Annotated in this window: 27 protein-coding genes and 1 tRNA gene; 14 read left to right on the forward strand and 14 right to left on the reverse strand. The window is 41.7% G+C overall.

From position 1 onward, the window contains the following. The 4 genes from RIB15_RS10220 to rpsL form a co-directional block, all read right to left on the reverse strand. Positions 1–136: GTP-binding protein (locus RIB15_RS10220; RefSeq protein WP_350201445.1), on the reverse strand; the 136-nt coding region annotated here is incomplete at its 3' end. A gap of 34 nt (positions 137–170) precedes the next feature. Next, the gene (gene fusA / locus RIB15_RS10225; protein ID WP_350202058.1) at positions 171–2,312 is read right to left on the reverse strand and encodes an elongation factor G; all 2,142 of its coding nucleotides are present in this window, start codon (positions 2,310–2,312) and stop codon (positions 171–173) included. A 25-nt stretch (positions 2,313–2,337) separates the two neighbouring features. Then, positions 2,338–2,805 (reverse strand): 30S ribosomal protein S7, encoded by a 468-nt coding sequence (gene rpsG / locus RIB15_RS10230; RefSeq protein ID WP_349353743.1) that lies wholly within the window; start codon positions 2,803–2,805, stop codon positions 2,338–2,340. A gap of 26 nt (positions 2,806–2,831) precedes the next feature. After that, the gene (gene rpsL / locus RIB15_RS10235) at positions 2,832–3,206 is read right to left on the reverse strand and encodes a 30S ribosomal protein S12 (RefSeq protein WP_020404630.1); all 375 of its coding nucleotides are present in this window, start codon (positions 3,204–3,206) and stop codon (positions 2,832–2,834) included. Positions 3,207–3,397: 191 nt separating this feature from the next. Here rpsL and recG point away from each other — a divergent pair, with 191 nt between their 5' ends. Next, entirely contained in the window at positions 3,398–5,467 is a 2,070-nt protein-coding gene (gene recG / locus RIB15_RS10240) for an ATP-dependent DNA helicase RecG (protein ID WP_350202059.1), read from the forward strand. Here the strand turns inward: recG and typA are convergent, their stop codons facing one another. Continuing rightward, positions 5,468–7,294 carry a translational GTPase TypA gene (typA, locus tag RIB15_RS10245; RefSeq protein WP_350202060.1) on the reverse strand — a complete coding sequence of 609 codons (1,827 nt, stop codon included), beginning with the start codon at positions 7,292–7,294 and terminating at the stop codon, positions 5,468–5,470. Between the two features lie 164 nt (positions 7,295–7,458). Between typA and RIB15_RS10250 the strand changes: the two genes are divergently transcribed. Next, on the forward strand, positions 7,459–8,415 hold the full coding sequence (locus tag RIB15_RS10250; RefSeq protein ID WP_350202061.1) for a calcium/sodium antiporter: 957 nt from the start codon (positions 7,459–7,461) through the stop codon (positions 8,413–8,415). A gap of 44 nt (positions 8,416–8,459) precedes the next feature. Here RIB15_RS10250 and RIB15_RS10255 read toward each other — a convergent pair whose 3' ends face one another. Together RIB15_RS10255 and RIB15_RS10260 are read right to left on the reverse strand one after the other, a co-directional pair. Then, on the reverse strand, positions 8,460–9,200 hold the full coding sequence (locus RIB15_RS10255; protein WP_350202062.1) for a carbonic anhydrase family protein: 741 nt from the start codon (positions 9,198–9,200) through the stop codon (positions 8,460–8,462). 177 nt (positions 9,201–9,377) lie between these two features. Beyond that, positions 9,378–9,677 (reverse strand): hypothetical protein, encoded by a 300-nt coding sequence (locus tag RIB15_RS10260; RefSeq protein ID WP_350202063.1) that lies wholly within the window; start codon positions 9,675–9,677, stop codon positions 9,378–9,380. A gap of 191 nt (positions 9,678–9,868) precedes the next feature. Here RIB15_RS10260 and RIB15_RS10265 point away from each other — a divergent pair, with 191 nt between their 5' ends. The 3 genes from RIB15_RS10265 (at position 9,869) to RIB15_RS10275 (ending at position 14,172) form a co-directional block, all read left to right on the forward strand. Continuing rightward, entirely contained in the window at positions 9,869–12,235 is a 2,367-nt protein-coding gene (locus RIB15_RS10265; protein ID WP_350202064.1) for a TonB-dependent receptor, read from the forward strand. 96 nt (positions 12,236–12,331) lie between these two features. Then, entirely contained in the window at positions 12,332–13,393 is a 1,062-nt protein-coding gene (gene rsgA / locus RIB15_RS10270) for a ribosome small subunit-dependent GTPase A (RefSeq protein ID WP_350202065.1), read from the forward strand. Positions 13,394–13,395: 2 nt separating this feature from the next. Next, positions 13,396–14,172: an SDR family oxidoreductase gene (locus RIB15_RS10275; RefSeq protein WP_350202066.1), complete on the forward strand. Its 777-nt coding sequence runs from the start codon at positions 13,396–13,398 to the stop codon at positions 14,170–14,172. A gap of 9 nt (positions 14,173–14,181) precedes the next feature. Here RIB15_RS10275 and RIB15_RS10280 read toward each other — a convergent pair whose 3' ends face one another. From RIB15_RS10280 to eno, 5 genes are all read right to left on the reverse strand, one after another. Then, entirely contained in the window at positions 14,182–15,192 is a 1,011-nt protein-coding gene (locus RIB15_RS10280) for a CdaR family protein (protein ID WP_350202067.1), read from the reverse strand. A gap of 34 nt (positions 15,193–15,226) precedes the next feature. Further along, a complete protein-coding gene (locus tag RIB15_RS10285) occupies positions 15,227–15,520 on the reverse strand; it encodes a DciA family protein (RefSeq protein ID WP_350202068.1) in 294 nt (97 codons plus the stop codon). Next, on the reverse strand, positions 15,521–16,654 hold the full coding sequence (gene recF, locus RIB15_RS10290; RefSeq protein ID WP_350202069.1) for a DNA replication/repair protein RecF: 1,134 nt from the start codon (positions 16,652–16,654) through the stop codon (positions 15,521–15,523). A 136-nt stretch (positions 16,655–16,790) separates the two neighbouring features. Beyond that, positions 16,791–17,786: a DUF3592 domain-containing protein gene (locus RIB15_RS10295; RefSeq protein ID WP_350202070.1), complete on the reverse strand. Its 996-nt coding sequence runs from the start codon at positions 17,784–17,786 to the stop codon at positions 16,791–16,793. 77 nt (positions 17,787–17,863) lie between these two features. Further along, positions 17,864–19,150 (reverse strand): phosphopyruvate hydratase, encoded by a 1,287-nt coding sequence (gene eno, locus RIB15_RS10300; protein WP_350202071.1) that lies wholly within the window; start codon positions 19,148–19,150, stop codon positions 17,864–17,866. Between the two features lie 135 nt (positions 19,151–19,285). Here eno and RIB15_RS10305 point away from each other — a divergent pair, with 135 nt between their 5' ends. Continuing rightward, positions 19,286–19,978 carry an HAD family hydrolase gene (locus RIB15_RS10305; protein ID WP_350202072.1) on the forward strand — a complete coding sequence of 231 codons (693 nt, stop codon included), beginning with the start codon at positions 19,286–19,288 and terminating at the stop codon, positions 19,976–19,978. A gap of 1 nt (position 19,979) precedes the next feature. On the opposite strand, the gene RIB15_RS10310 is transcribed toward RIB15_RS10305, so the two are convergent. After that, positions 19,980–20,840: a hypothetical protein gene (locus RIB15_RS10310; RefSeq protein ID WP_350202073.1), complete on the reverse strand. Its 861-nt coding sequence runs from the start codon at positions 20,838–20,840 to the stop codon at positions 19,980–19,982. Positions 20,841–20,998: 158 nt separating this feature from the next. On the opposite strand from RIB15_RS10310, the gene RIB15_RS10315 reads away from it, so the two are divergent. Together RIB15_RS10315 and prmC are read left to right on the forward strand one after the other, a co-directional pair. Further along, entirely contained in the window at positions 20,999–21,385 is a 387-nt protein-coding gene (locus RIB15_RS10315) for a hypothetical protein (RefSeq protein WP_255133443.1), read from the forward strand. A 3-nt stretch (positions 21,386–21,388) separates the two neighbouring features. Next, entirely contained in the window at positions 21,389–22,249 is an 861-nt protein-coding gene (gene prmC, locus RIB15_RS10320) for a peptide chain release factor N(5)-glutamine methyltransferase (protein WP_350202074.1), read from the forward strand. A gap of 131 nt (positions 22,250–22,380) precedes the next feature. Here the strand turns inward: prmC and RIB15_RS10325 are convergent, their stop codons facing one another. After that, the gene (locus RIB15_RS10325) at positions 22,381–22,599 is read right to left on the reverse strand and encodes a hypothetical protein (RefSeq protein WP_350202075.1); all 219 of its coding nucleotides are present in this window, start codon (positions 22,597–22,599) and stop codon (positions 22,381–22,383) included. A gap of 31 nt (positions 22,600–22,630) precedes the next feature. Here RIB15_RS10325 and dnaA point away from each other — a divergent pair, with 31 nt between their 5' ends. The 6 genes from dnaA (at position 22,631) to RIB15_RS10355 (ending at position 26,652) form a co-directional block, all read left to right on the forward strand. Continuing rightward, positions 22,631–24,076, forward strand: coding sequence for a chromosomal replication initiator protein DnaA (gene dnaA / locus RIB15_RS10330; RefSeq protein ID WP_350202076.1), 1,446 nt, complete (start codon positions 22,631–22,633; stop codon positions 24,074–24,076). Between the two features lie 3 nt (positions 24,077–24,079). Beyond that, entirely contained in the window at positions 24,080–24,439 is a 360-nt protein-coding gene (gene folB, locus RIB15_RS10335; protein ID WP_350202077.1) for a dihydroneopterin aldolase, read from the forward strand. Next, positions 24,427–24,915: a 2-amino-4-hydroxy-6-hydroxymethyldihydropteridine diphosphokinase gene (gene folK / locus RIB15_RS10340; RefSeq protein WP_350202078.1), complete on the forward strand. Its 489-nt coding sequence runs from the start codon at positions 24,427–24,429 to the stop codon at positions 24,913–24,915. Before folB ends, folK begins: the two co-directional genes overlap by 13 nt. Before the next feature lie 3 nt (positions 24,916–24,918). Then, entirely contained in the window at positions 24,919–25,560 is a 642-nt protein-coding gene (locus RIB15_RS10345) for a deoxynucleoside kinase (RefSeq protein ID WP_350202079.1), read from the forward strand. A 206-nt stretch (positions 25,561–25,766) separates the two neighbouring features. Further along, complete coding sequence (locus tag RIB15_RS10350) at positions 25,767–26,312, forward strand: tetratricopeptide repeat protein (protein ID WP_350202080.1); 546 nt, start codon at positions 25,767–25,769, stop codon at positions 26,310–26,312. Between the two features lie 253 nt (positions 26,313–26,565). Continuing rightward, a tRNA-Leu gene (locus RIB15_RS10355) sits at positions 26,566–26,652 on the forward strand. Positions 26,653–26,806 lie beyond the last annotated feature (154 nt).

Consider the following 26,806-nt stretch of genomic DNA (forward strand, 5'->3'; position numbering starts at 1 on the left):
GTTTAGCTACCCCACCGTAGGTCTTCGCCATTACCGTGGTGATCGCCGCCGTCAAAGTCGTCTTGCCGTGGTCTACGTGTCCTATCGTTCCCACGTTCACATGGGGCTTGTTCCGTTGAAAGGTCTCTTTTGCCATGATTACTTAATTTTATCTTAGTGTTTAATTTCTTTTATGATTGACTTTCAATGATTTCCTGAGCAATTGCCTCAGGTACTTCAGTGTAGTCGAAGAATTCCATTGAGTATACCGCACGACCCTGTGTCGCAGATCTTAAGTCGGTTGAATAACCAAACATTTCAGAAAGCGGTACATGAGCTTTAACGACTGAACCTTCATTATTCGAGTCCATGCTCTGCATAATTCCACGACGACTATTCAAGTCACCGATTACATCACCCATGTATTCTTCAGGAGTAATGATTTCTACCTTCATTACCGGCTCCAGAATTTTTGGCTTAGCTTTACGAGCTGAGTTTCTGAATCCAAGTTTCGCACATAATTCGAAACTCAATTGATCAGAGTCAACATCGTGGTAAGAACCATCATACAGGCGTACTCCAATATTTTCTACAGAGTAGTTAGCCTGAATACCAGCGCTCAGCGCCTGCTGGAAACCTTTCATTACAGATGGAATAAATTCACGCGGAATATTACCACCTACAATTTCATTGATGAAAATAAATCCTTCTTCACGGGTAATTCGATCTTCATTGCCATCGTAATCTTCAAAGTCAGCCATTGGGCCAATTTCGAATGAGATATCAGCAAATTTACCACGACCACCAGTTTGCTTCTTGTAGATTTCGCGGTGATCCACTTTTTGAGAGATGGTTTCTCGGTAAGAAACCTGAGGAGCACCTACATTAGCTTCTACTTTAAATTCACGCTTCAGACGATCAACAATAATCTCGAGGTGAAGCTCACCCATCCCGGCAATCGTAGTCTGACCTGTTTCATGATCAGTCTTAACCTGGAATGTTGGATCCTCTTCAGCCAGCTTCTGCAATCCGGTAGAAAGCTTCTCACTATCTGCTTTCGTTTTTGGCTCAACTGCCAATTTGATTACCGGCTCAGGGAAGGTGATTTGCTCAAGAATAACCGGGTGATCTTCATCACAAAGAGTATCACCAGTATGCACATCTTTAATCCCAATAATAGCTGCAATGTCACCAGCCTGAATGTAATCTAAATCTTTTTTGTCATTCGCGTGCATCTCAAGCAAGCGACCAACACGCTCTCTGTTTCCGGTAGAAGAATTCAGGATATATGAACCTTTTTCTAAACGACCAGAATAAACTCGAGCAAAAGTCAACCTACCCACATAAGGGTCAGTCATAATTTTAAAAGCTAGTGCCGAGAAAGGCGCGTTAACATCCGGAGCCTTCTTCACTTCTTCTTCAGTTTCAGGGTCAATACCTTTTACCGGAGGAATGTCAAGCGGGTTAGGCATGAAATCCAATACGCGATCAAGCAGCACCTGAACACCTTTATTCTTCAGCGCTGTACCAAGCATTACCGGAGTAACCTTCTTGGCAATAGTTGCCTCTCGAAGGGCTTCAATAATTTCTTCTGCGCTAATCTCTTCTTCCATCAGGTATTTCTCCATCAAGGTATCACTCTGATCAGCAACCGCCTCGAGCATAATACCTCGATACTCTTCAGCCTTGGCTTTGAGATCTTCTGGAATCTCTACTACTTCATATTTTGCCCCAAGAGATTCATCATCCCAGATGATGGCATTCATATTAATTAGGTCAACTACACCCTGAAAATCTGCCTCAGATCCGATTGGAATCTGAATTGGGATAGGATTCGCATTCAGCTTCTCATCAAGCTCATCAATAACATTGTAGAAGTCAGCTCCTACTTTGTCCATCTTATTAACGAAGGCCATACAAGGAACTTCGTATTTATTAGCCTGACGCCAAACAGTCTCGGACTGTGGCTGAACAGCTCCAACAGAGTCAAGCACGAAAACTGCTCCATCCAATACACGCAATGAACGCTCTACCTCAACGGTAAAGTCAACGTGACCAGGAGTATCAATAATATTAATTCGGTGATCTTTCCAGATACAGTGGGTAGCAGCAGAAGTAATAGTAATACCTCGCTCCTGCTCTTGCTCCATCCAATCCATAGTAGCGGCGCCATCATGCACCTCACCCAAACGGTGGCTACGACCAGTATAAAATAGGATACGCTCGGTTACGGTTGTCTTACCAGCATCAATGTGAGCCATGATACCGATATTCCGCGTCCGGCGGATCTTATCTAAAATTTTTGGATCTGTTTTTTGCTTCGTTTCAGACATAATACTTATTAATCAATAATCTCTTTTAGAATCTAAAGTGAGCAAATGCTTTGTTAGCGTCTGCCATACGGTGCGTCTCATCTTTCTTACGAACAGCTCCGCCTTCATTATTTGATGCATCAATCAACTCTCTTGAAAGACGAATTGACATCGACTTATCATTTCTGGAACGCGCTGCCTTAATGAGCCACCTCATCCCAAGCGCAGTTCCTCTTTCCTGACGAACTTCTATAGGCACCTGGTAGGTAGCACCACCAACACGGCGTGACTTAACCTCAACTACAGGTGTTGAGTTCTGCAGAGCGTTGCGGAATACGTCGATTCCGGTTTCGCCTGTTTTCTCTTCAATAACTTCAAAAGCCTGATATACAATTTTGCGAGCAACATTCTTCTTACCGTCCCGCATCAGGTTGTTAACGAAACGAGTTACGAGCTTATCCTCAAAAATTGGATCCGCTTGCACATCTCGTTTTTCTGCTGTTTTTCTACGCATGCTCGATTAATCTTAATTTCTTAATGTTACCCTTTCGGCTTCTTGGTGCCATACAAACTACGGCTCTGAGTTCTACCCTCAACACCCGCAGTATCTAATGTTCCACGAATAATATGGTATCGAACACCCGGCAAATCTTTTACACGACCGCCGCGAATCAATACAATACTGTGTTCCTGTAAGTTGTGACCTTCACCAGGAATGTAAGCCGAAACTTCAATCCCGTTAGTCAAACGTACACGAGCTACTTTACGCAATGCCGAGTTCGGCTTTTTAGGCGTAGTTGTATAAACGCGAGTACAAACACCACGCTTCTGCGGACAATTCTGCAACGCAGGAGCAGTTGTTTTACTTACCTTGCTTTTTCTACCTTTTCGTATGAGTTGTTGTATTGTAGGCACTGTTCAATTATTTGGTTATTGCCATCGAATCGAGAGCTTGCAAATATAGGGAACGTTACCACATGAATGCAAAATATTTATCTGAATTATTTCCTCTTTTTTCTAAAATCGGGTATCACACCCGTTACCTGTGAAAATTAACCTTAATTTTTGATCTATAATATATAGGTCGATATATAACTTTATATCAGTTGAAGCTTTCCGCATTATCTAATTTAAGCACCAAAAGGCTCGACGCATTAAGCGCAGAAGGAATCCATTCTATCAAGGATTTACTCAACTTTTTTCCCCGTCGTTATCTGGATCGCAGTAATACCCAAAAAATTAAGCACCTTGCAGGGTCAGGAGAAGAGATTACCGTTGCCGGCAAGGTTACAGATATTAATATGGCTGGATATGGTAAGAAGAAAAGGTTAGAGGTTATTATAAACGATGGATCTGGAGACGTAAAGGGAGTTTGGTTCAGAGGTGTCGGCTATTTCAAAAAGTATTTCAACGAAGGTGATTTTGTTGCTTTCTATGGAGCTGCTAAACGCTATGGACGAACTATCTCCATTGCACATCCTGAAGTTGATAAGATCTCTTCCGACGATGACCTTGACTCTTTTTCCCGCATCTTTCCAATTTATCCCGGAAGCAAAGCTTTAAGTAAAGCTCGTATCACAAGCAAATTGGTTCAAGGCTGGATGGAGCAGATTCTCAATAATGTGACACCCAGTGAATTTTTACCGGAATCCCTTATCTCGGAAATGAAGTTCCCGCAACGGCCGGAAGCTTATCGTATGATTCATTTTCCGGAAACACATAATGAGCACAAAAAGGCGCTCAACCGTTTTAAGTTTGAAGAACTTTTTTTGTTTGAGCTGAGTATGGAAAAGATCAACTATACGATAAAGGAAAAAGCCAACGGGCATGTGTTTAGTGAAACGGGAAACTACACTTCTAGATATTTCAATGAATTGCTTCCATTTGAACTAACCGATGGACAAAAATCTTCTCTGGCTGAAATAAAAAATGATGTTCGCTCCGGTAAGCAAATGAACCGTCTCATTCAGGGTGATGTGGGCGCCGGGAAAACCATCGTTGCCATTGGCGCAATGCTGATGGCTTTAGATAATGGATTTCAGGCTGCTTTTTTGGCTCCTACTGAAATCCTTGCTGAACAACATTACCGAACACTGAGTGAACACCTTAAAGAACTAGACATTAACATCCGTTTGCTAATCGGTTCACAGAAAAAAGCTTTACGAACGGATATTCTTACCGACATTGAAGGTGGGAACTGTAATATTGTTGTGGGAACGCATGCCATCATCCAGGAAACAGTAAGATTTCACAATCTGGGATTAGCCGTAATTGACGAGCAGCACCGTTTTGGAGTAAAGCAAAGATCGGACCTCCTTAATAAGGGAAGTCATCCACACATGTTGGTGATGAGCGCTACCCCTATTCCCCGTTCACTCGCCATGACGGTTTATGCTGATCTGGATGTATCCGTTATTAAGGATTTACCCGCCGGACGAAAACCGATCAAAACTGCCATTCGCTCTAACAAAAAAAGAGATGATGTATATAATTTCGTCCAGCAGGAAGTTGCTGATGGCGGACAGGTGTATGTCGTTTACCCTCTGGTAGAAGAGTCCGAAGCACTTGATCTTAAAGACGCTACCGCAGGTTTTAAAAAACTCAAAAAACAATTTCCCGATTTTAATATTGGACTGATTCACGGGCGAATGAAAACCGAAGAGAAAGATGAAACCATGAAGGCTTTCATAAAAAACGAAATACAGATCTTGGTTTCTACAACGGTAATTGAAGTTGGTGTAGATGTCCCGAATGCTTCCATTATGATTATCGAACATGCAGAACGATTTGGGCTTTCTCAGCTTCACCAGTTGCGCGGACGTATTGGCCGGGGGGAACGACAAAGCTATTGCATCCTGATGCCGGATGTAAAAGTGAGCAAGTCCGGAGCTTTTCGCTTAAAAACTATGGAAGAAACCAATGATGGGTTCCGGATTGCTGAGGCTGACCTTAAGCTTCGTGGACCGGGTGATTTCCTGGGAACCAAGCAAAGCGGTCTTCCTGATTTCAAATTTGCTGATATTGTAGAAGACCAGTTCCTGCTTGCCCAGGCCAAGGAAAAAGCCAAAGAGTTACTTACCGAAGACCCTCAGCTTCAGTTTCCTGAAAACCAAACCCTTGAAAAAGTCTTCACCCCCTACTTTAAAGAGAAGGTGAAGTTTTACGGAATGGGGTAATTAATTCTGCGCGCCTGCCTTCTGCTTCTCAGCTCTCTTCCGATCGTTGTGATCGAGATAGGTTTTGCGAATGCGCAAGGCTTTTGGAGTCACTTCAAGTAATTCGTCATTATCAATGAATTCTATACATTGCTCCAGACTCAATTTCTTTGCTTGATTAAGCTTCACAGAATCGGCTGTTTGAGTGGCACGGTGGTTCGTCAGGTTTTTCTTCTTAACCACATTTACTACCATGTCGTCGCTTCGCTTATTCACGCCAACAACCTGTCCCATATAAACCGGATCTCCGGGTGCCACAAAAAACTCGCCCCGGTCCTGAACACCTTCCAGAGCATAACCTGTCACATCTCCTTGCTCAAGAGCAATGAGTGCACCACGATTTCGTCCAGGGATTTCACCGGCGTAAGGCTCATAGCCATCAAATTGCTGGTGCATGATTCCTGTTCCGCGGGTTTCGGTCAACATCTCTCCACGGAAGCCAATCAATCCACGGGAAGGTACACGGAATTGAATCCGGTTGTTTTCCCCTTCCTGACTCATCGAGGTCATAATACCTTTACGTTTTTGAAGGTTATCAATAACGCGGTTACTATAATCTGTTTGCACATCTACAACCACTTCCTCAACAGGTTCATGAGTAACGCCATCCACTTCTTTAAATAAAACTTCCGGACGGGATACTGAAAACTCAAATCCTTCACGGCGCATGGTTTCAATCAAAATAGCCATCTGTAATTCTCCCCGTCCAGATACCTTATAGATATCCGGACTGTCAGTCGGCTCAACCCGCATAGCTACATTGGTTCGGGTTTCCCGGTAAAGACGGTCCTTTAACTGATTTGAAGTCACATAGTCTCCCTCTTTTCCTGCAAACGGAGAGTTGTTTACCCTAAAATACATCGCGATAGTTGGCTGATCCAGATCTACGTATTCCAGTGGTTTCATATCAGAAGTGTCGGTCAGTGTATCTCCGATATTCACTTCTTCATAACCAGCCAGCGCAATGATGTCTCCAGCCTGGGCTTTTTCTACGGGTTCGCGTTGCAGTCCGTTAAAAGTAAATAGTTTTGTTGCACGGGCTTTCTCTTTTACATCGCCCTTGCCGTTCATTAAAGCCACTTCCTGGTTTATTTTGATGGTGCCTTGCTCAATACGTCCTACAGCAATTCGCCCCACATAGTCATTCCAGTCTATGCTGCTTACGAGCATCTTGAATTTTGATTCCGTGTCTTGTTCTGGTGCCGGAACATGCGCTACAATTTTATCCATCAACGGAGACAGATCTGTTCCTTCTTCTTCCAATTCTTCTTTGGCGATTCCTTCTTTGGCAATGGCGTAGAGAACCGGGAAATCAAGCTGTTCATTAGTAGCATCAAGCATCACAAACAGATCAAAAATCTCATCCAGAACCGCGTTAGGCCGGGCATCTTTCCGGTCAATTTTATTGATTACAACGATTGGTCGATATCCCAGACTCAGAGATTTTCTGAGAACAAACTTTGTTTGAGGAAGTGGACCTTCAGCAGCATCCACCAGTAGAATTACCCCATTTACCATCTTCAGGATACGCTCAACTTCACCGCCAAAATCAGCGTGACCCGGAGTATCCACAATATTAATTTTTGTGTCTTTCCACTTTACCGCCGTGTTTTTAGAGCTGATTGTAATTCCACGCTCTTTTTCTAAATCGCCGGAATCCATTACCCGGTCTTCAACCTGTTGGTTCTCTCTGAATGTTCCGCTTTGCTTTAAAATCTGATCGACTAGCGTAGTTTTGCCATGATCTACGTGAGCGATGATGGCGATATTTCTTAAATCTTGTGACATTGAAGTATTGTTTTTAATGAAATTCTCTTCTTGATTAACCCTGTTTATCTTCAGTGGCTTGTTACCAGAAAAGTTGCAAGCCTTAAAGATACGGGTATTTTGGTCAAATCCTTATTATTAAATTGAGAATTGTTTTCATAACGGACATCTAAACTTTAAACTTTATGTTTATCCCCCTCTTATGGCTTACTCTTGGTCTCGTGCTACTCATCAAAGGAGCCGACTGGCTGGTTGACGGAGCTTCTGCACTTGCCAAAAAATTCAACGTGTCTGACCTTGCCATTGGTTTAACCATTGTGGCTTTTGGCACTTCAGCTCCTGAATTGGTGGTTAATGTGATGGGCAGTATTGAAGGACATCATGAGATCGTATTCGCTAACATTATTGGCAGTAATAATTTTAATCTCCTCGTTATACTCGGCATTTCTGGCTTGATAACCCCTCTTTTGGTTCAGTCAAGTACGGTCTGGAAAGAAATCCCGCTTTCTTTGTTGGCCGCCGTGCTGCTGTTCTTTCTCGCTAATGACTTTTGGACGCCTGATTCTTACAGCGTTTCCCGTGTTGATGGATTCATCTTTCTGGCTTTGTTTGGAGCTTTTCTCTATTACGTTTACAAGCAGCTTTCTTCTGATTCTGCTGAAGTTCCTAGTGAAGAAAAAACTTATTCTCAACTTAAGATCTGGGGATTCATAGTTGTTGGGCTAGCTGGTTTAGTTCTTGGTGGGCGCCTGGTTGTAAATAATGCTATCGAAATTGCAACGGTTTTGGGAATTAGTGAGAAAATTATCGGCCTGACTATCATTGCTGCTGGGACTTCTCTCCCTGAACTCGCCACCTCAATAGTAGCCGCTATGCGAAAAAATGTCGACATAGCCGTAGGGAATATTATCGGCTCTAATATCTTCAATATCTTTTTAATTCTGGGCATAAGCTCCCTGGTCAATCCCATTCAATACAACCCTTCGTTTAATTCAGAACTATATCTATTGGCCGCCGGGACATTATTCCTATTTATAGGGATGTTTACCGGAGAAAAAAGGAAGCTAGACAGATGGGAGGCTGGAGTTTTACTTGCTTTATTTCTTGCCTACACTATTTTTCTTGTCTCTAAAGAACTATAAAAAAAGGGGCTCAACGTGCCCCTTTTTATGTTTATGATTCCTGATTAATTCAAGAATGTTACTTTCCCTGTATCCAGGTCATAGAAAGCGCCGGCAATTACCACCTCGCCATTTCTTTCAAGCTCAGCTATAATCGGGCTGTTTTTACGCATCTCTTCAATAGTATTCAGGACATTGTTATTCACAACTTCGGTAACATAGTCGTTATTACTGCTGTTGCGGTCACCTGAATAGTTTGCAGTCATTTCAACAGCCGGCTCAATTTTATCAAGCATAGCTGTGATGTTACCCATTTCCACTCCGTCAATAGCTGCTTTAACAGCTCCACAGCTTTCATGCCCCATCACAACTACCACTTTGGAGCCTGCTACTGCTGTAGCAAATTCTGCGCTTCCGAGAATATCTTCATTTACGAAGTTACCGGCTACGCGTGCTACAAAAATGTCACCTACACCTTTGTCGAAAACATTTTCAACGGGAACCCGGCTATCAACACAGGAAAGTATAATAGCCTCAGGGTATTGCCCGCCTGAGGTAGCTTTTACCTGTGCCTGGTAATTTCTTGGGGTCAGGTTATTGTTCACGTAACGCTCGTTTCCTTCCCTAAGATCGGCCAGGATTTGCTCCGGAGTCAGGTTCTCCTGAGCTTCGCTGGTCAATACTTCACTTTTAAGCTGACTATTTGTGTTTTCGCTTTGTGGGTTATTTTTTGTTGTACAAGCGGTAAATACAAATAAAGATGCGATTAAAATCGACAGGGTATTATTTAACATTGTTTTTTTCATGGTCTTATCGAATAATTTATTTCAGGTAGAATAACGCCATCAGAAGATCGTATACCCTTATCTTCAGTCTGTTCGATTTACGAAAGGCACTACATCTCACGCCAACCCAATAATGATGGACATAGTTATCCATTGGGAGGTTTTTTTAAAGAGATGGATGGCAAAATTTGCGGGTATTCAGACCATGTCAGGCGGAGGGAGAGGCACTGGCGGTATGTACAAGTTTTCTCTATTCAGAGAAGTTCTGAAATATTTATTGTCACCATCAGAAATGATAGTATATCCATCTTCATGTTCAATCTCATCTTCACTTCCCGGTTCCTCTATAATATCAGGCATGGGAATAGATGATGTTGCTACAGGAGAAGCAGCCGGACTGGCTGGAATCAGCCAGTCAAACTCATGCATCATCGAAAATGTAAAAAACAACATTGTCGACAGCACTACTTGTAAGATGTATGTTTTATTCTGCTTCATGATTTAGCAATTTGCCCTCAGAACTCAGACTTTAGATCCTCCGTTCCCAAAGTATGCCTTAATTTTTTCTGCTTACTGAAAAAAATAATATAAATCTGCTTTTTTTAAACCATTGCCCCGGAACGGATTCAAAAAACCATACTGTTCTACATCCTAAATCGATTAATCCAAACAATCCCACTATTCTATTGATGAGAGCTACCATTCTATTGATCATCATATTCTCAATTCCTGCAGAATCTCTTTTAGCACAATCTACCGGAACAATTACTGGAACTGTGACCGATGCCAAAACAGGTGAACCGCTGATTGGTGCAACTGTTATTCTTGAAGGTACCAGCCTCGGTGATGCTACAAATTCTGATGGTCGCTACATCATCAATAACATCCCTACTATGACCTACAATGTGAAAGCCTCATATGTTGGTTTTGTATCTCAAACCAAGTTTAATGTGGTTGTACGCTCAGAGGGTAATATCGATCTGAACTTTACCCTTCAGGAACAGGTAAGTGAGCTTGATGAAGTAACCGTAACTCCCAACCCTTTCGAAAAAGAGGATGTCACTCCCTTATCTATTCAGAAGTTAAGCCAGGAAGAAATTGCAGCCTACCCAGGCGGTAATAATGACATTGCCAAGGTAGTACAATCATTACCGGGCGTTTCCGGTTCGGTAGGCGGATTCCGTAATGATGTAATCATACGGGGAGGTGCACCCAATGAGAATGTATACTACCTTGACGGGGTACCTATTCCCAATATTAATCACTTCTCCACCCAGGGAAGCGCCGGAGGTCCGGTTGGGTTACTGAATGTCTCTTTTTTCGAAGGAGTAACTTTAACCGCCAGTTCGTTTGGCGCTGAATACGATAATGTGCTTTCGGGTATCCTTCAGTTCAACCAAAGAAATGGAAATGCAAGAGAGTTTACTGGAAACCTCAGGGTGAGTTCAAGCGAGGCTGCTCTGACTATGGAAGGCCCTCTCCTAAAAGGTAAAGATACTGAAGCCAGCACCACTTACATAGCATCCGTCAGGCGCTCTTACCTTCAACTTCTTTTTGATGTAATCGGACTGCCTTTTCTACCCGACTACTGGGATTATCAATATAAAGTGAACCACAAGTTTGACCGCTACAACACGCTCTATATTACCGGAGTTGGTTCTGTTGACGATCTTGCCATCAATGATCTGGAAAAGTTTGATCCTGAGCAGGAGGCTATTCAAAACCAGATTCCTGTAATCCGTCAAAACAGTAATACCGTCGGCATTGGCTGGAAAAGGCAATTCAGGGATAATTCAGGATTTATGGAAACCGTGATAAGCAATAACACCCTTGGTAATACTTTTTATCGGTACACCGACAACATAAACGAAACGGGTTTATATCTTAAAAATGAATCCAGAGAAACCGAAACTCATTTGCGATACAGGGCTACAAAGTTTCTGGGTAACTGGACCAGCTCAGCAGGGTTTCTAGTCATTAATGCTGATTACTCCAATAGCACCGAGGACCTCATCAACAATCGTCAATTTGAAACTGATTTAAACCTTTTCAGATATGGACTATTTGCTGAAACATCATCCTCTGCGTTTAATAACAGGCTTTCATTTTCATTTGGGATAAGAGCCGACGGCAATACCTTTTCAACGTCAGGCAATGAACTCTATAATACCTTAAGTCCCAGAGCGTCCCTGTCTTATTCACTCACCAAAAACCAAAACTGGACTTTGAATGCCTCCGCCGGCCGATATTATAAAATATTGCCATACACTACCATAGGTTTTCAAAATAATGCCGGATCTTTTATAAATAAGGATGCCTCCTATATCCAAAGCAATCATGCCGTATTAGGAATCGAGTATTTGGTGAATAAATCAGCCCGCATTTCGGTAGAAGGATTCTTTAAAAAATACGACGACTATCCAATCTCCACCACCGATAGTGTATCTCTTGCCAACAAAGGCGGTGGTTTTGAAGTACTGGGAAGTGAACCTATTCTCAGTGAAGGTAAAGGAAGAACATATGGAATAGAGCTTCTTTTCCAGCAAAAATTTACCGGAAGTTTTTACGCCGTCACAGCATTCACCTTCTATAAGAGTGAATTCACTAATCTTTTAAGTGATGAGTATGACCCTGCGGTGTGGGATAATGGAGTGCTTATCTCCTTGTTGGGTGGCTATAAGTTCGGCAACAACTGGGAAATTAGCGGACGTTATCGTTTCCTCGGCAAAGCACCTTATGCACCTGTTAATCAGGAAGCTACACTTAATAATTACCCAGCTGTGATCTTGGATTATAACCGTTTGGGTTCAGTTCGCCTGGACCCTTTAAGTCAGCTTGACCTTCGTATCGACAAAAAGTGGAATTTTGAAAATATCAGCCTTGATATATTTCTTGAGGTTCAAAATGTACTTGCTCAAGCAAGTCCTTCTGAGCCGCGCTATGGTTTAAATCGGGATGAAAGCGGTGAGATTACTATGCCCAGAGAACTTGTTAGGGTTGACCTGAATGAGGAAGCCAGCGTACTGCCGTCCCTGGGTTTGGTTTTGAATTTCTAATCAAGCACACCCTTTGCCCCATTGTTCCCGATCACGGACTTGGAAAACATTGGGCCTATCATTTATCATTACCTATATTTGAAAAAAACCTGTGTAATGACATTTGAAGAACTTGGATATAATAAAGCTGTAAACGCTTTAATCAACTTCAATGAGCCTGATTATGAGCTTGGCCGGGTGATTATTGAACACAGAGACCGATACAGTGTTCAAACCCCAAACAATACATTTCAAGCCGAAATTACGGGCGGCTTGCGTTATACGGCCGAATCAAAGTCTGATCTGCCTGCCGTTGGTGACTGGGTTAAACTTTCCGTATTTGATGACAAATCCGCAGTTATTCATGAAATATTTCCCCGTTTCTCAATTCTTGAGCGCCAGGCGGTGGGAAAGTTTGGCGAAAAACAGATTATCGCCACAAACGTAGATGTTGCTTTTATCATGCAGGCTGTTGGTCATGATTTTAACCTAAACCGGCTGGAAAGATATTTAACTGTTTGTACTGCTTCGTCCATCAAGCCCATCATTGTTTTAAGTAAAATTGATCTGATTGGCCGTGAAGAAATAAATCAACTTACCAAGTCTATAAAAGCAAGGATTAAAGACATCCTTGTTTATCCTATTAGTAATCAAACATTATCCGGGTACGAAAAACTAAAAAAGACCATTATTTCAGGGAACACCTATTGTATTCTTGGATCATCAGGTGTTGGGAAATCATCTTTGACCAACAATCTTCTTCAAAAACAAAAAATGGATGTAAATTCCGTTAGTGAAAGTACGAGTAAAGGAAAGCATACCACCAGCCACCGTGAATTGATTGTGCTTCCTGAGGGTGGTGTTCTTGTAGACACTCCAGGTATGCGCGAGCTTGGTATAACCGGAGGTTCAGAAGGGATTGAACATACTTTTGGTAAGATTTCAATTCTTGCAAAAAACTGCAGTTTTAATGACTGCAAGCATATGGAGGAACCGGGTTGTGCGGTGTTAGAAGCTCTGGAATCGGGTGAACTTGATCAGGCATCTTATGAAAACTATCATAAACTAAAACGTGAACAAGCCCATTTCTCAAGCACTATTGCTGAGCGCCGCGCAAAAGATAAAAAGCAGGGAAAACTGTACAAACGAATTCAGGAAGAAAAAAGAAAAAGAAGGTAATCATGGATTTAGAAATTAGTAATCAACGATTTCTTATTTGCGGAGCATCCAGTGGTTTCGGGCGGGCCGTAGCAGAACAATTATTAAATGAAGAGGCAAATATCATAGCCGTTGCCCGAGGGAAAGAAAAGCTTCAGGAATTGGAGGGCGAATTTCCAAGTCAGGTACAAACTGTTATCGGAGATCTTACCGATGAAAAAACACGGGATGAGATCGAATCGATTTTAACCGATCAACAACTTCATGGGGCATTAATTAATGCCGGAGGACCACCAGCCTTGTCAGCCATGGAAACTTCTCTTGAGCAATGGGATGATGCTTATCAAACTGTTCTTCGCTGGAAAGTAGACCTTACCAAGCGGTTGGTTCCACATTTTAAAAGATATGAGTATGGACGGATTTTGTTCGTTGAAAGCCAGTCTATCAAGCAACCTATTCCATCACTTGTTCTGAGCAATTCCTTTCGTGCTGCTGTAGCCGGTTTTGCCAAAACACTTTCCCTTGAAATTGCACAAGAAGGCATCACTGTAAATCTTCTTGCACCCGGATCGCATGAAACTCCGGCTATCGATCGGGTAATTCAAAAAAGAGCGGAAGAGTCAGGAAAATCATTTGATGAAGTAAAAGCGGACATGGAGAAAAGTATACCCGTAGGCAGAATGGGAACCGGAGAAGAATTTGCGACACTGGCAACCTGGCTTTTGTCACCTCATTCCGGATATGTAACCGGACAAACTATTAGTCATGATGGTGGGAACATTAAAGGCTTGTTTGGTTGAAAACCAGAATTAGTTCAACACTGTAAAGTAAGCCACGGCTTTAGGCTGAAAACTTCGGAGCCTGAGCTCAAACTGCTCGGCAGTCTGCTCAATATCCGGGGTAACGAAACCGGTTGAGTCTTCCAGAATTTTAGAATAAGGCACATACACTTCATAAGGCCTTATTTTTTCTACTTCAGCATACTGCTCTATAGGTACATCAAACCTAATGGTTACTGAAGAGGGGTTGTAGTTCACATTTTGTCCACGAGGCAAGCCTCTTGTACGAATATAAACCGTAGTCTCCCCTTCGGTAAATTCAGACACATCTGCATTAAAGGTAATCTCATTTTCAGAAAGCTCAACAATACCATTCGCGTCTTCCAGGGGTAGTGTTGCTGAAATATCATCACGAATGTCTCCCAGCCTCAATGTATCCTGAACTTCCCACTCAATAATATCAACAATGCGAGACTCTGCCCCTGTAACCGTTATGCTGTCGGGACTGTACGTAGGGCTGCCAACCAGTCCAAACCGGCTTTGAAAATTAAGATCAGTGTTAATCTTAACCGGCACTTTCTTAGATATTTTAGGTTCCATGTTTACCGATAGCAGCAAAGGCTGAACCTTGGCAACATCAATTTCCTGTAAATAACTGAGTCGCTGGCGAACCTGATCAAACAGATTAATCTCACTCTCTTCAATATTAATAACCACTGTTGGCGGATCGTTATAAAGATTTAGCAATTGCCAGCCATCTCCCGAAACGCTTACCTGCACAAACTCAGGAAGGTCTTCCGTCAAAGCCATATTCTCGGGTACATTTCCTGGTTCAACAGGAATATTTATTGTGATGTTAAAGCTTCCACTCAAATTCACAATAAACCACAGTGAAATGGCCATTATATATGCCCCTACAAAAACAATCACCTTTTCCCGCCTGATGAAACGCATTTCCGTTTCTTCTGTACCGGGCTTTGTGCCGGGCTTCAGAAAAGCCTTAAGCCTATTTATAAATTCATTATCCGTGATGTCAGCCATAGCCGAATATAGATGCAGGATTAAGGTTAATCAACTAACTACGCACGATGATGTCGCCAATGACATCTCCTTTTACTTTAGCATTTAATTTTTTGGCAATGCTAAACCGATTTCCATGAATTTCATGTCTCCACGAAGGATGCTTCACTCTCATTACCAGTTTATTTCCTTCAAAATGAAGGTCTTCTACTTCCGAAGCCATTCGTTTGCCGACCACTTCTTCAAAAGCTGAAAGAATCATCCCCTGCTTGAGTTTCTTTTTCTGAGGAAATTTTTCCAGAAACTCTTCAAGAACGGATGCTAACGATTTTGGCGTATCAAATCTCATTTATTTAACAACCTCACTTATCTTACCAGCTTCTACTTTATACAACCGGTTGTTTGTTCCATCAAAGGTAACATAATCCTGGAAAGGAACCGGATTAGCAGAAGTTATAAATATTTGACCTTTATGTTGTTGAAGCGCGTCTAATAAAATTTCTGTTTTCTTCGGATCTAAATCCCCAAACGCATCATCGAGCATCAATATGGGTAAATCATCAAGCTCATCAGAGTAATAATGAAGTTGAGCCAGCTTCAGTGACAGCGCAAAAAGCCGATGCTGTCCCTGTGATCCAAACCGGCGAAGCTCAAAATCATCCAGGTAAAAAACAATCTCATCTCTGTGTGGACCAATGGTCGTAATCTCGCGTTCTATTTCCTTGGGTTGAGCCGACTCCAACTGATCATAATATTCCTTCTCAATAGCTTCCACATCAGCTGAAGGAGTACAAAATGTTTGATACTCCAGATTGGTAGTTAAGTCCATACCTGAAATCATTGCATAATCTTTTTCAAGATATGCTTTCAGGTTCTCAAGCACTTCATGTCGTTTGGCTACAATCCTCGCTCCGGCCTCAACAAGCTGGACGTTCCAGGGTTCAAGGTATGCTTCCAGTACTGAAACGGGTCCACGATATTCCTGAAGCAAAGAATTCCGCTGTCTCCGCACTCTGCGATATTCAATTAAATCGCGAAGGTATGCTGGAGAAATCTGGCTTATAAATGCATCGATAAAACTACGCCGTTCGGTCGGACCTTCCAACGTTAGCTTTTTGTCATCAGGAGTTAATGTTACAACCGGAACCATGCCAATTAAATCAGATAGGCGTTCGAGTGGCGAATCGTTCACAAAGATTTTTTTCCCATCTCCGCGCGAGTAAGAACAAGACACATCAAATTCAGACCGTATCTGGCCTTCAAAATGACCTTTAATCATGAAATAGCTTTCATCCTGATTCACTACATACATATCGGTATTGGAAACGAAACTTCGTGACATGCAAAGATAATGAATCGCGTCAATCAGGCTGGTTTTGCCAGATCCATTCGGGCCGATAATGACATTCAGATGAGGTGCCCAATCAATCTTGGTTTCCAGATGATTCCGAAAATTAAGTAGTTCTGTGTGGGTATTTCGCATACATTACATGGTACGCATTCTAATGGTTTTAAGCAGATTCATTTCACACAAAAAGAGCCGCCTTTGGTGAAAAGGACGGCTCAGAAAAAGCTACTATGTATTCAGTAAGAGCGATCCCAGGACAACTCCTTACAAATTAATTTAATTTCTTTCTTCTGCGGAAAGCTGAAACCGATGCCGCCACCCCGGCAGATCCAAATAAAATTCCAAAAAGACCCACAAAAATTGAAATCGCCCAGTTAAAAATACCCTTATCAATAATGGCGTTATTTGGATTATCAGGAGCATGGAGCACCTCAACAGTCTCACCTTGGCTGTAAGAAGGCGGGTTACTCCCGGTATCATGCCGAAAAGTAATAGCTTCAAATGAACCACTCGGGGAATATTCTACAATGGGGTAATACGTATAACCATCGTCGCTTCTGCTTTCATGAAAATCAATGACGGTACCAGTAGCTGGAATGGCATCCTGCAAAAAATGATAGCGCTCTACTCCCAGATATATTCCCAAACCGATTATACCCAGTCCAACTATAGTGAATACCGGCCCTATAATCTTTGTCACATTAGATTGATCAGCAGAAACCTGCTGTATTTTAACCGGTTCTCTGATTACATTTTCAGAGGTATCCTGATTGTCTTTGTCAATACTTTTTACAACTTCCTTCAATTCATCCAGAGAATCAATTCCTTTAGACTTCAACACTTTGCGCATAGAAATAGCAATGAGAAAAAAGATGCCCAAAGAGTATATAACATTCCATTTGGAGAAGTTGAATACCGAAAAGAAGACGAGGCAGAAAACACCACCAAACACCATTAAGAAAAGCCCGGCAAAATACGGCATATTCGATTTCAAGCGGGGAGTTTTGCCTGCTATGTACAAAACATTTACCTCTTCCCCTATCTGGTAAGAAGGACTGCTGCTTCCATATCTGGAGGTGAAATCACCAAAGTAACTTTGCACTACCGGATTGTACATTGTATTCCCTTTAGAGCCAGTAGAAGTTTTGAAGCCGGTTATTTTACCTTTGGTTTCTGCCGCAAGCCTTACATAACTGATGTGGTCGTAAATCAGATAAACCCCAAGGCCAAATACAAAACTGCCGATTATAAAGAATAGTATTTCCATGCCCCACATTTAACAAAACTGCATAAAAAAAGCCATCACTAATGTGACGGCTTTTCAATGGTAAGTACTTGGGTTTCTTAGAGTCCAAAGGCATCATGACCCAGGAAAATAGCCGAATCGCCCAGTTGTTCTTCAATCCGAATCAGCTGATTATATTTTGCAATTCGGTCGGTACGGCTCATGGATCCGGTCTTAATCTGACCGGCATTCGTCGCAACCGCGAGATCAGCGATAGTCACATCTTCAGTTTCTCCTGAACGGTGAGAAATTACAGCTGTGTATCCGTTTTTATGAGCCATCTCAATGGCATCCAGCGTTTCTGTAATCGTACCAATCTGGTTTACCTTGATAAGGATAGAATTTGCAATTCCTCGTTCAATTCCGGTTGCCAGACGCTTGGTGTTGGTAACGAATAAATCATCCCCAACAAGCTGCACTTTATCCCCTATAGCATCTGTGAGCTTTTTCCAGGCATCCCAGTCATTTTCAGCAAGTCCATCTTCGATAGATATAATCGGATACTTCTCTACCCAATTACTCCAAAATTCTACCATTGCATCAGTATCTTTTTTGGAACCATCGCTCCACTTGAATTCATACAAACCTGACTCTGTATTATAGAACTCAGAAGCAGCCGGATCCAGTGCAATCAAAACATCTTCTTCGGGAGTATAGCCTGCTTTTTCGATGGCTTTCAAAATAACTTCCACCGCTTCTTCATTTGATTTCAGGTTCGGTGCAAATCCACCTTCGTCTCCCACAGCTGTACTGTAGCCTTTTTCGGAAAGCACTTTTTTCAGATTATGAAATACTTCAGCTCCAATTTGCAGAGCATTACTAAATGACTCGGCTCCAGCTGGCATAATCATAAACTCCTGAAGGTCTACGCTGTTATCCGCGTGGGAACCTCCATTTATGATATTCATCATTGGCAAAGGCATTACTTTGGCATTTACGCCTCCTACATATCTCCAAAGGGGCATTCCAAGCTCTTCTGCCGCTGCTTTAGCTATTGCCATAGAAACGCCTAAGATCGCATTCGCTCCAAGATTAGCTTTGTTGGGCGTGCCATCTAGTTCAAGTAATAAATCGTCCAGATCTACCTGACCAAATACGGATAGTCCGCGAAATTCTTCAGCAATGGTTGTGTTTACATTCTCAACAGCTTTCAAAACACTTTTTCCGAGATAATAATCTTTGTTGCCATCTCTCAGCTCAACAGCTTCATGTTCACCTGTTGATGCACCTGAAGGAACCGCCGCACGACCAATGGTGCCCGTATCTAAAGTTACATCCACTTCAACGGTTGGATTACCCCGCGAATCGATCACCTGTCTTGCATGAACGTCTTCAATAAAACTCATTTCAATTTCTCCGATTAGTAGTTAGTGAGATTAATAGCTCAAAGGTACCACGATTTAACATGTACTTAAAGCCATTTCGCACTAAGTTTTGTAACTTTGTTGAAGATTGTATTAACACTAAAACATTTTTTCATTTTGTCTCAACATCCCTGGATTATTCTTTTTGATATAGATGGTACCCTTCTCACAGTTGACAGTAAATTTAATCGCAGCCATCTGCGCAAAATTCTTGATGAACTAAATATCGACTACCCTGACATGGAAAGTGATTCATTTTCGGGAAGAACGGATCACGATATTTTCACTTCATTTTTAGTGAATCATGACTTCGATGAAAGCCTGTATCAGGAATACAAATCACTCTATCTCGATTATTTGCAAAATGTACTTCTCACACAGAAGAAAAGGGTGACAAGGCTCCCTCATATCGATGAAGCTCTTGAGTATTTTTTTGAAGGTGATTTCATTTGTGGTCTTTTGACTGGCAATTATCCTCAGGCTGCTCATATTAAACTAAAGGCAGCTGACGTAGACCGGGAATTCTCTTTTGGCGCGTTTGGTGAATTCGAAAAAGACCGAAATAAATTACCTCAACTGGCCATTGATGAAGTTCAAAAGATTTATGATTTCAATCCTGATCCATCCCGTTTTATTATTTTAGGTGATACCCCACGAGATGTTGAGTGTGCCAAGAATTCCGGCATGAAATGTGTAGCCGTTACAACCGGAAAATATGACCGGGAAGAACTATCAGAACATGCACCAGACCTGATCATAGAGAATTTGGCAAATCCCGAAAAATGGTTTACTGAGGTTATCAGAAGTTAGATTACCACATCCAGCCAAAAATAAGTGTGATTTGAGCCGTACCGAAATATTTACGGGGATCGTTGGCTTTTTCCAGTGGGGCCTGTCCTACACTACCATCTGATAGAAAAACAGGGACTGTATTGGACTCAGAAATCCCGCAAGGATTTAACGGCTGCTGATTGATCCGGTTCAGATCTGGCTGGCAGGGTTCCAATACCTGTATTCCGTCTGAGAAATAATTCATAGTATACCCGAATTGCACACTAGACAAATTCGAGAACTTCTCTCCAAAATCAATTCCCAAAACGAACTCCCCACCAAAACCCCAATGGCTTTTTGAGTCTCCCCATCCTGAAAAAATATCATTTAATCTTTCAGACCGTCCATAAATTCCGGAATCGTTTTCCCGGAACCCATTCTCAGTAGTGTCATTGAAATACGCATAGGATAAAGCATAGGTAGGTCCGGCACTTAAAGAGCTATATACTCGGAAGTTGTCTGAAATTTCTTCTGCAAAGAATCTTTTTTTCAAACCTATGTACAATGGAACAGCCAAAACCCGCCGGTATTTTTCGGGCACGGTCTTAAAACCAAAGGTATAGTCAATAAATGTTTGCTCTGTTGGGTCTTTTAACCCCATCATTTTCAACGTAACCAAGGCCTCTGTATAAGAGTTTAACCCAAACCGGAACTGCCCTCCAACGCCTACTCCAAAATCGTTTAATGAAATATTGAAGCCAAATCCTGTTCTGTACCCTTCGTCGTATAAATTTCTCGGAACTTCTTTTTTCTGAACATCTGGCTCACCAAACTGTGCAAAAGCATGATTCCCAACCCCAAAAAGAGAAAATAAAAACGTAAAAAAGATCAATTTTTTCATCAAAAAAGTGGGTTTATGAATGTTTTGAGTGCATTGTCAGTTTTGTAAACGAAAATTTGCCGTTTTTCTTATTGCCTTAAAGCAATAACCTGTTATTTTCAGCACAAATTTCGATACACACAACATTCCTTTAAAATAATTAATTCAAGCTACAAAGCATGAATTCACACACAACTTATTTTGTATTTGGGCCAACTGCAACGCTTCGCAGGATGTCTTCTAAATTATTCAAAGAACATCCGCCTAAATTTTTATACGAGTACTCTCCGGAAGAATCTTCAGAAACGATCTATGTAGCCGTATATGAAGAGTATGAAAAACAAATCAACTCCAGTGTTACACTTACTTGTATTGTTGAAAGTTTGGGTAAGCACAATAAAATTGTACTTAAAAAAACCGGTGGGCGCATGGGATTCCGTGGCAGTTCTCTGTCCGAAGAAAGAAATGTAGAGTCTAATGTAATTGACTTTATTCTTGATTTCTCCAAGCGTCACGGACTTACTCTACAGGAAGAACAGCCTCCAAAGCAAGCTGAGGAAGAATAATTCATGCCCAAAGCACCTTCCGTCTGGACGGTTCTTAGCATGTTGGAGTGGGCTACTGACTTTTTCGAAGACAAACACGTCAAGTCGCCACGAATGAGCATTGAGTGGCTGCTTGCCGATGTGCTTGATGTCAAAAGACTTGATTTATACCTGATTTATGATCGCCCTCTTTCTTCTGAGGAATTGGATATTTTGCGTCCACTTGTTAAACGACGAGCCGCCCATGAACCCCTTCAGTATATTACCGGGCATACCGACTTTCATAATGTCAAAATAATTGTTGAACCAGGCGTCCTTATACCAAGACAAGAAACCGAAGAGATGGTTGCCTGGATTTTGGAGCTTTATCCGGAAGATAGTGAACTCTCCGTTTTGGATATCGGAACAGGTTCCGGCTGCATCCCTGTAGCTTTAAAAAAATCACAGCCAAACTGGAAAGTTTTTGCGACTGATATCTCAGAAAATGCTTTATCAATAGCCAAAAAAAATGCAGCCCGGAATAAGGTCGATATCCATTTTGCAAAAGATGATCTTTTCAAACCAGCCGCTTTTCAGGATCAAAAGTTTGACCTGATTATATCCAATCCGCCATACATTTTACACAACGAGAAATCTTCCCTCGATAAAGAGGTTAAAAATTATGAACCAACAGAAGCATTATTCTGTGAATCTACTCAAAAAATGTACGGTGCACTTGAAAAGCTAAGCTCAAGTTTATTGCATTCAGAGGGAACCGTTTTTTTAGAGCTTCATGAGAAATATGCGGAAGAAGTTTTAAATTTGTTCGCTGAACGGAGCTGGACCGCAGAACTGAGAAAAGATTACGGTCAAAAACCCCGGTTTTTAAAAGCAAGAAAAGCTTGATTTAAAACTAATTTTTTTATTCTCACCCAGCGTTTTTCAATCGCACTTCAAAATGTGGAAAACTTGTGGAAAAAAAATTAACCTTAAATTTACCTCATACTGATAAAGGTTAATTCAGTGTTACGGCAATGTTAACCGCTGTCAAGAGAAACTTTAGAATTTTTCGCAAAAACCTTTAAAGTATTGAAGCCCAATACATTATAGATTATTTTTGAATGTGGATAACTTTTCTTCATTGACCAAACTGGCGTTTGACAAGTGCGGGATAAATTGGCATTTTCACGGCAGAACAAAATCAGCATACGCACTTCTTCTTGTGGATAACTGGTTTTGGTTTGATCTGATAACATTAAGTTTACACCTGAAGGGGGATTAGGGAAATTGCACGAGCTTTCGGTTGAATCGGCATGGGAAAAATGCCTGGATATTATTAAGGACAACATCAGCTATCAGAAGTATAAATCTTGGTTTGAGCCGATTAAACCAGTGTCTCTGAAAGACAATACGCTTACCGTTCAGGTGCCTAGTCAGTTTTGGTATGAATGGCTGGAAGAGCACTACTATAATATGCTTCGCTCAACTCTGGCAAAAGTACTCGGTCCTGAAGGTAAATTGGAGTACTCAATTGTGATGGAGAAGTCTGATCAGTTTGAGCACAACCGGTCGGTTAGAATGCCGCAACGCCCTATGGGACCTGTACAACCTCAGGAATCAAATGGCTATCCCGAATACCATCCCGACCGTATTGAAAATCCGTTTGTAATTCCCGGAATACGAAAGACAAAAATTGACTCAAATCTTAATAACAATTACGTATTTGAGCGCTTCATCGAAGGGGACTGTAATCGACTGGCCCGTTCCGCTGCCATGGCCATAGCTGACAATCCGGGAAGTAATTCTTTCAATCCATTTTTTGTATATGGTCCTACCGGTTTAGGTAAAACTCACCTTGTTCAAAGCATTGGCAATAAGATTAAGGAAAAGTTTGGAGACGAGAAATCTGTTCTTTATATATCTTCCGAAGCTTTCACCAACGAATTTGTTCACGCTATTCGAAATAACCGTGCCAGCGAGTTTTCCATGTTTTACCGGAACATCGATGTGCTGATGGTTGATGACATTCAGTTCTTTAGCGGAAAAGAAAAAACACAGGAAGAGTTCTTCCATATTTTTAATGCGCTTCATCAGGATGGCAAGCAAATTATTCTGAGTAGTGATCGTGCTCCAAAAGATGTACCAGATATTGAAGAGCGATTAATTTCCCGTTTTGGCTGGGGATTGAGTGCAGATTTGAAAATGCCAGAATATGAAACCCGTTACGCTATTTTAGAGCGGAAGGCGAACGATAACGGCATCGAAATTGACCCGCAAATCATTGAGTTCATCGCACACAATTTTAAATCAAATGTGCGTGACCTGGAAGGAGCTATTATTAAATTACTGGCTCATGCTTCCCTACAGAATATAGATGACATCGACCTGGCCATGGCCAAGCGTGTTCTTAAAGACATGGTCAAAGAATCCAACACCCAGATTTCCATCGAATCTATTCAAAATTATGTGTGTGATTATTTTGGCATCGACACCAACAAAGTACGCGAGAAAACAAGAAAGCAGGAAATTGTAGAAGCTCGTCAGATTGCAATGTATCTCTCCAAGAAATTCACTAAATCCAGCTTAAAAACGATTGGGTTACACTTCGGAGGCCGGGATCATTCTACCGTAATTCACGCTATCTCAACAGTAGAAGAGCGCATCTCTACCAGTGCCAAACATAAGCGCATGGTCGAAGAACTTCATCAGCGTATAGAAGTAGCCAGCCTTTAACTCATGGACACCCTCACTATCAAAGGGATGAAGTTCAGGGCATTTCACGGAGTGCATGAACATGAGAAAAAAGAGGGCAACAATTTTGAAGTAGATGTGATTTTTGCGTCTGATCTTGTACCGCCGGGCAAATCAGATCAGCTTTCAGATGCCATCGACTACACTAAAGTTCATGAAATCTGTACAGAAATTATGGAAGGCGAATCAGTAGATCTGATCGAACATCTATGCTATCGGATCGGCAATAAAATCTCGGAGACGTTTCCTGAGCACTCTTCATTTGACGTAAGCGTTCGCAAACTATCACCTCCCCTTTCTTCTGCTACTGAATTTACTGAAGCGAGGATGTCATGGCCCAGGTAGTCATAGCCCTTGGCTCTAATCTCAGCAATCCTCATCGACAACTTCAAACGGCAGCTTCATTTTTGGAAATCCTTGCTGACCGGGGAATCAAAACATCTGTAATCTATAAATCTGAACCCGTTGGCCCTTCAGAGAATGATTTTTTAAACGGAGTGATCGCATTAGAAACTTCATTATCTCCTGAACAACTATTTGAAGAGTTGAAAGCTCAGGAAAAAAAACAGGGGCGCCCATCCCGCTACCCCAAGTGGACAGCCCGGACTATAGATTTGGATATAATTGCCTATGATGACTTGGTCGTTGAAACAGATACCCTTATCATTCCCCATCAGGAATACACCCGGCGTTTATTTGTTCTATTGCCTTTAAGAGATGTTTTTCCAGACTGGAAAGATCCCGTTTCCGCTCAGCACGTGGATACTTTAATAGAACAAGCCCCGGATCTCGAAATTGTTAGAACAACCTTGAACTGGTAGCTGATGTCCAATTCTTATGATTTTATTGCCATTGAAGGCGTAATTGGAGCCGGAAAAACTTCACTCGCTTCCTTATTGGCTGAGCGGCAGAATGCCCGATTGGTATTGGAGGAATTTGAAGACAATCCTTTCCTCCCAAAATTTTATGAAGACCGTGAGCGATACGCTTTTCAGACTCAGCTGGCTTTTTTGGCAAGTCGCTTTAAGCAACAGCAAAACATGATGAGCCAGGATCTGTTTCATCAGTTTACAATCTCGGATTATATTTTTGATAAAGACCGGATTTTTGCCCGCTTGAATTTGGACCAGGATGAACTGGCTCTTTATGATAACATTTTCAACATCATGACGGGTATAGCAGCACAACCCGACCTCATTATATTTATTCAGTCTTCGGTAGACCGTCTGATGGAAAACATTGAGAAGCGCGGACGTGATTACGAACGAAATATCACACCCGAATATCTGAAAGAATTAAATGATGCTTACAATCATTTTTTCCACCATTATAATCGAGCTCCCCTTATTATTCTGAATGCTTCTGAGATAGATTTTGTCAATAATAAAGAGCACCTGAGTTACATTGAAGAACAGATTTTTGAAAAGCCGGTTCACACCAATACTCACATTCATATTGCACCCTGAGAACCATGCTTAAGTTTATATTTTTTAGCATTGTATTTTTCCTTTTGGTGAGATATATCAATCGATTGTTCTTACCTTCCAATAAGCGACAACAAAATTTCAATCCGTTTAGAGGCGGCGGATCACAAAATCGGCGAAATCGCTTTGATGAAATTGAAGAAGCCGAATACGAAGATCTTTCAAATAAAGACAATTAAACATATTCCATGAATTTCGAAGAGAAACTGAATAAAGGATTTGAATTATTAAGGGAAAAAGACATCGATTATGCCCTTGATGTAGCCAGAGAGTTACAAAAGGAACAACCTGACTCTCATGAAGCCTGGTACCTTGAAGCTCTGGTGATGCAGCAGCTCAACCAATGGAGCCACAGTATAGAAGCTATTGAGAAAGCATTGGAATTGGATGATGACAATGCCGCTTATTACAACCTTCGGGGGAATGTTCGCATGCAGCTTGAAAAACTGGATGGGGCTGAAGAAGATTTTGATAAAGCCATTGAACTTAATGACACCTCAGCGGCTCACCGCAACAAAGTGATGCTGATGCTGATGACCGACCGTGGACAGGAAGCCATCCCCTATTTGATTGAGCGGATCAAGAAAGATCCTAAAGATGCTGAAAACTGGATTCTGATGGGAGACATGATTAAGAAAGGCGGTCAGACTGATAAAGCCCGCACGTATTATGAGCAGGCTCTTAAAATCGATCCTGAAAACGATTACGCAAAGCGTCAGCTCGAAGAAGAGTAGAACACCAAACAAAGAACAATCACATTCAACATTGAATGATGAAGTGTTTGTTACGACACAGAGCTTAGAACTTTAGGCCGAAACGAATCGTCTTATGATTGCATAATAACAATTCGCCTAAGCCTGAAGTATATCTGAAAAGGTGTACACACAGCAAAACCCATTCATTAAATTGGATGGGTTTTTTTGTGTGAATCAATTGAATTTTGAAAGCTAAAAGTGCTATCTTTGTCGCCCTTCATTTACTACCAATGCTCACGTGGCGGAACTGGTAGACGCGTGCGCTTGAGGGGCGTATGGCCTAACGGCCGTGGAGGTTCGATTCCTCTCGTGAGCACCAGATTAGAAAGCCTGTTTCTTGAATAAAGAGACAGGCTTTTTTATTTCTTTATATTGTTATCCAAGTTCTTCTATTTCTTATTAATTGAACTATGACTTCAATCTGACTTCTCATTTACTGCGTATCATATACATGTGTGTACAAATCTATTCTA

Origin of the sequence: Gracilimonas sp. (assembly GCF_040218225.1) — a bacterium.
Taxonomy (GTDB): domain Bacteria; phylum Bacteroidota; class Rhodothermia; order Balneolales; family Balneolaceae; genus Gracilimonas.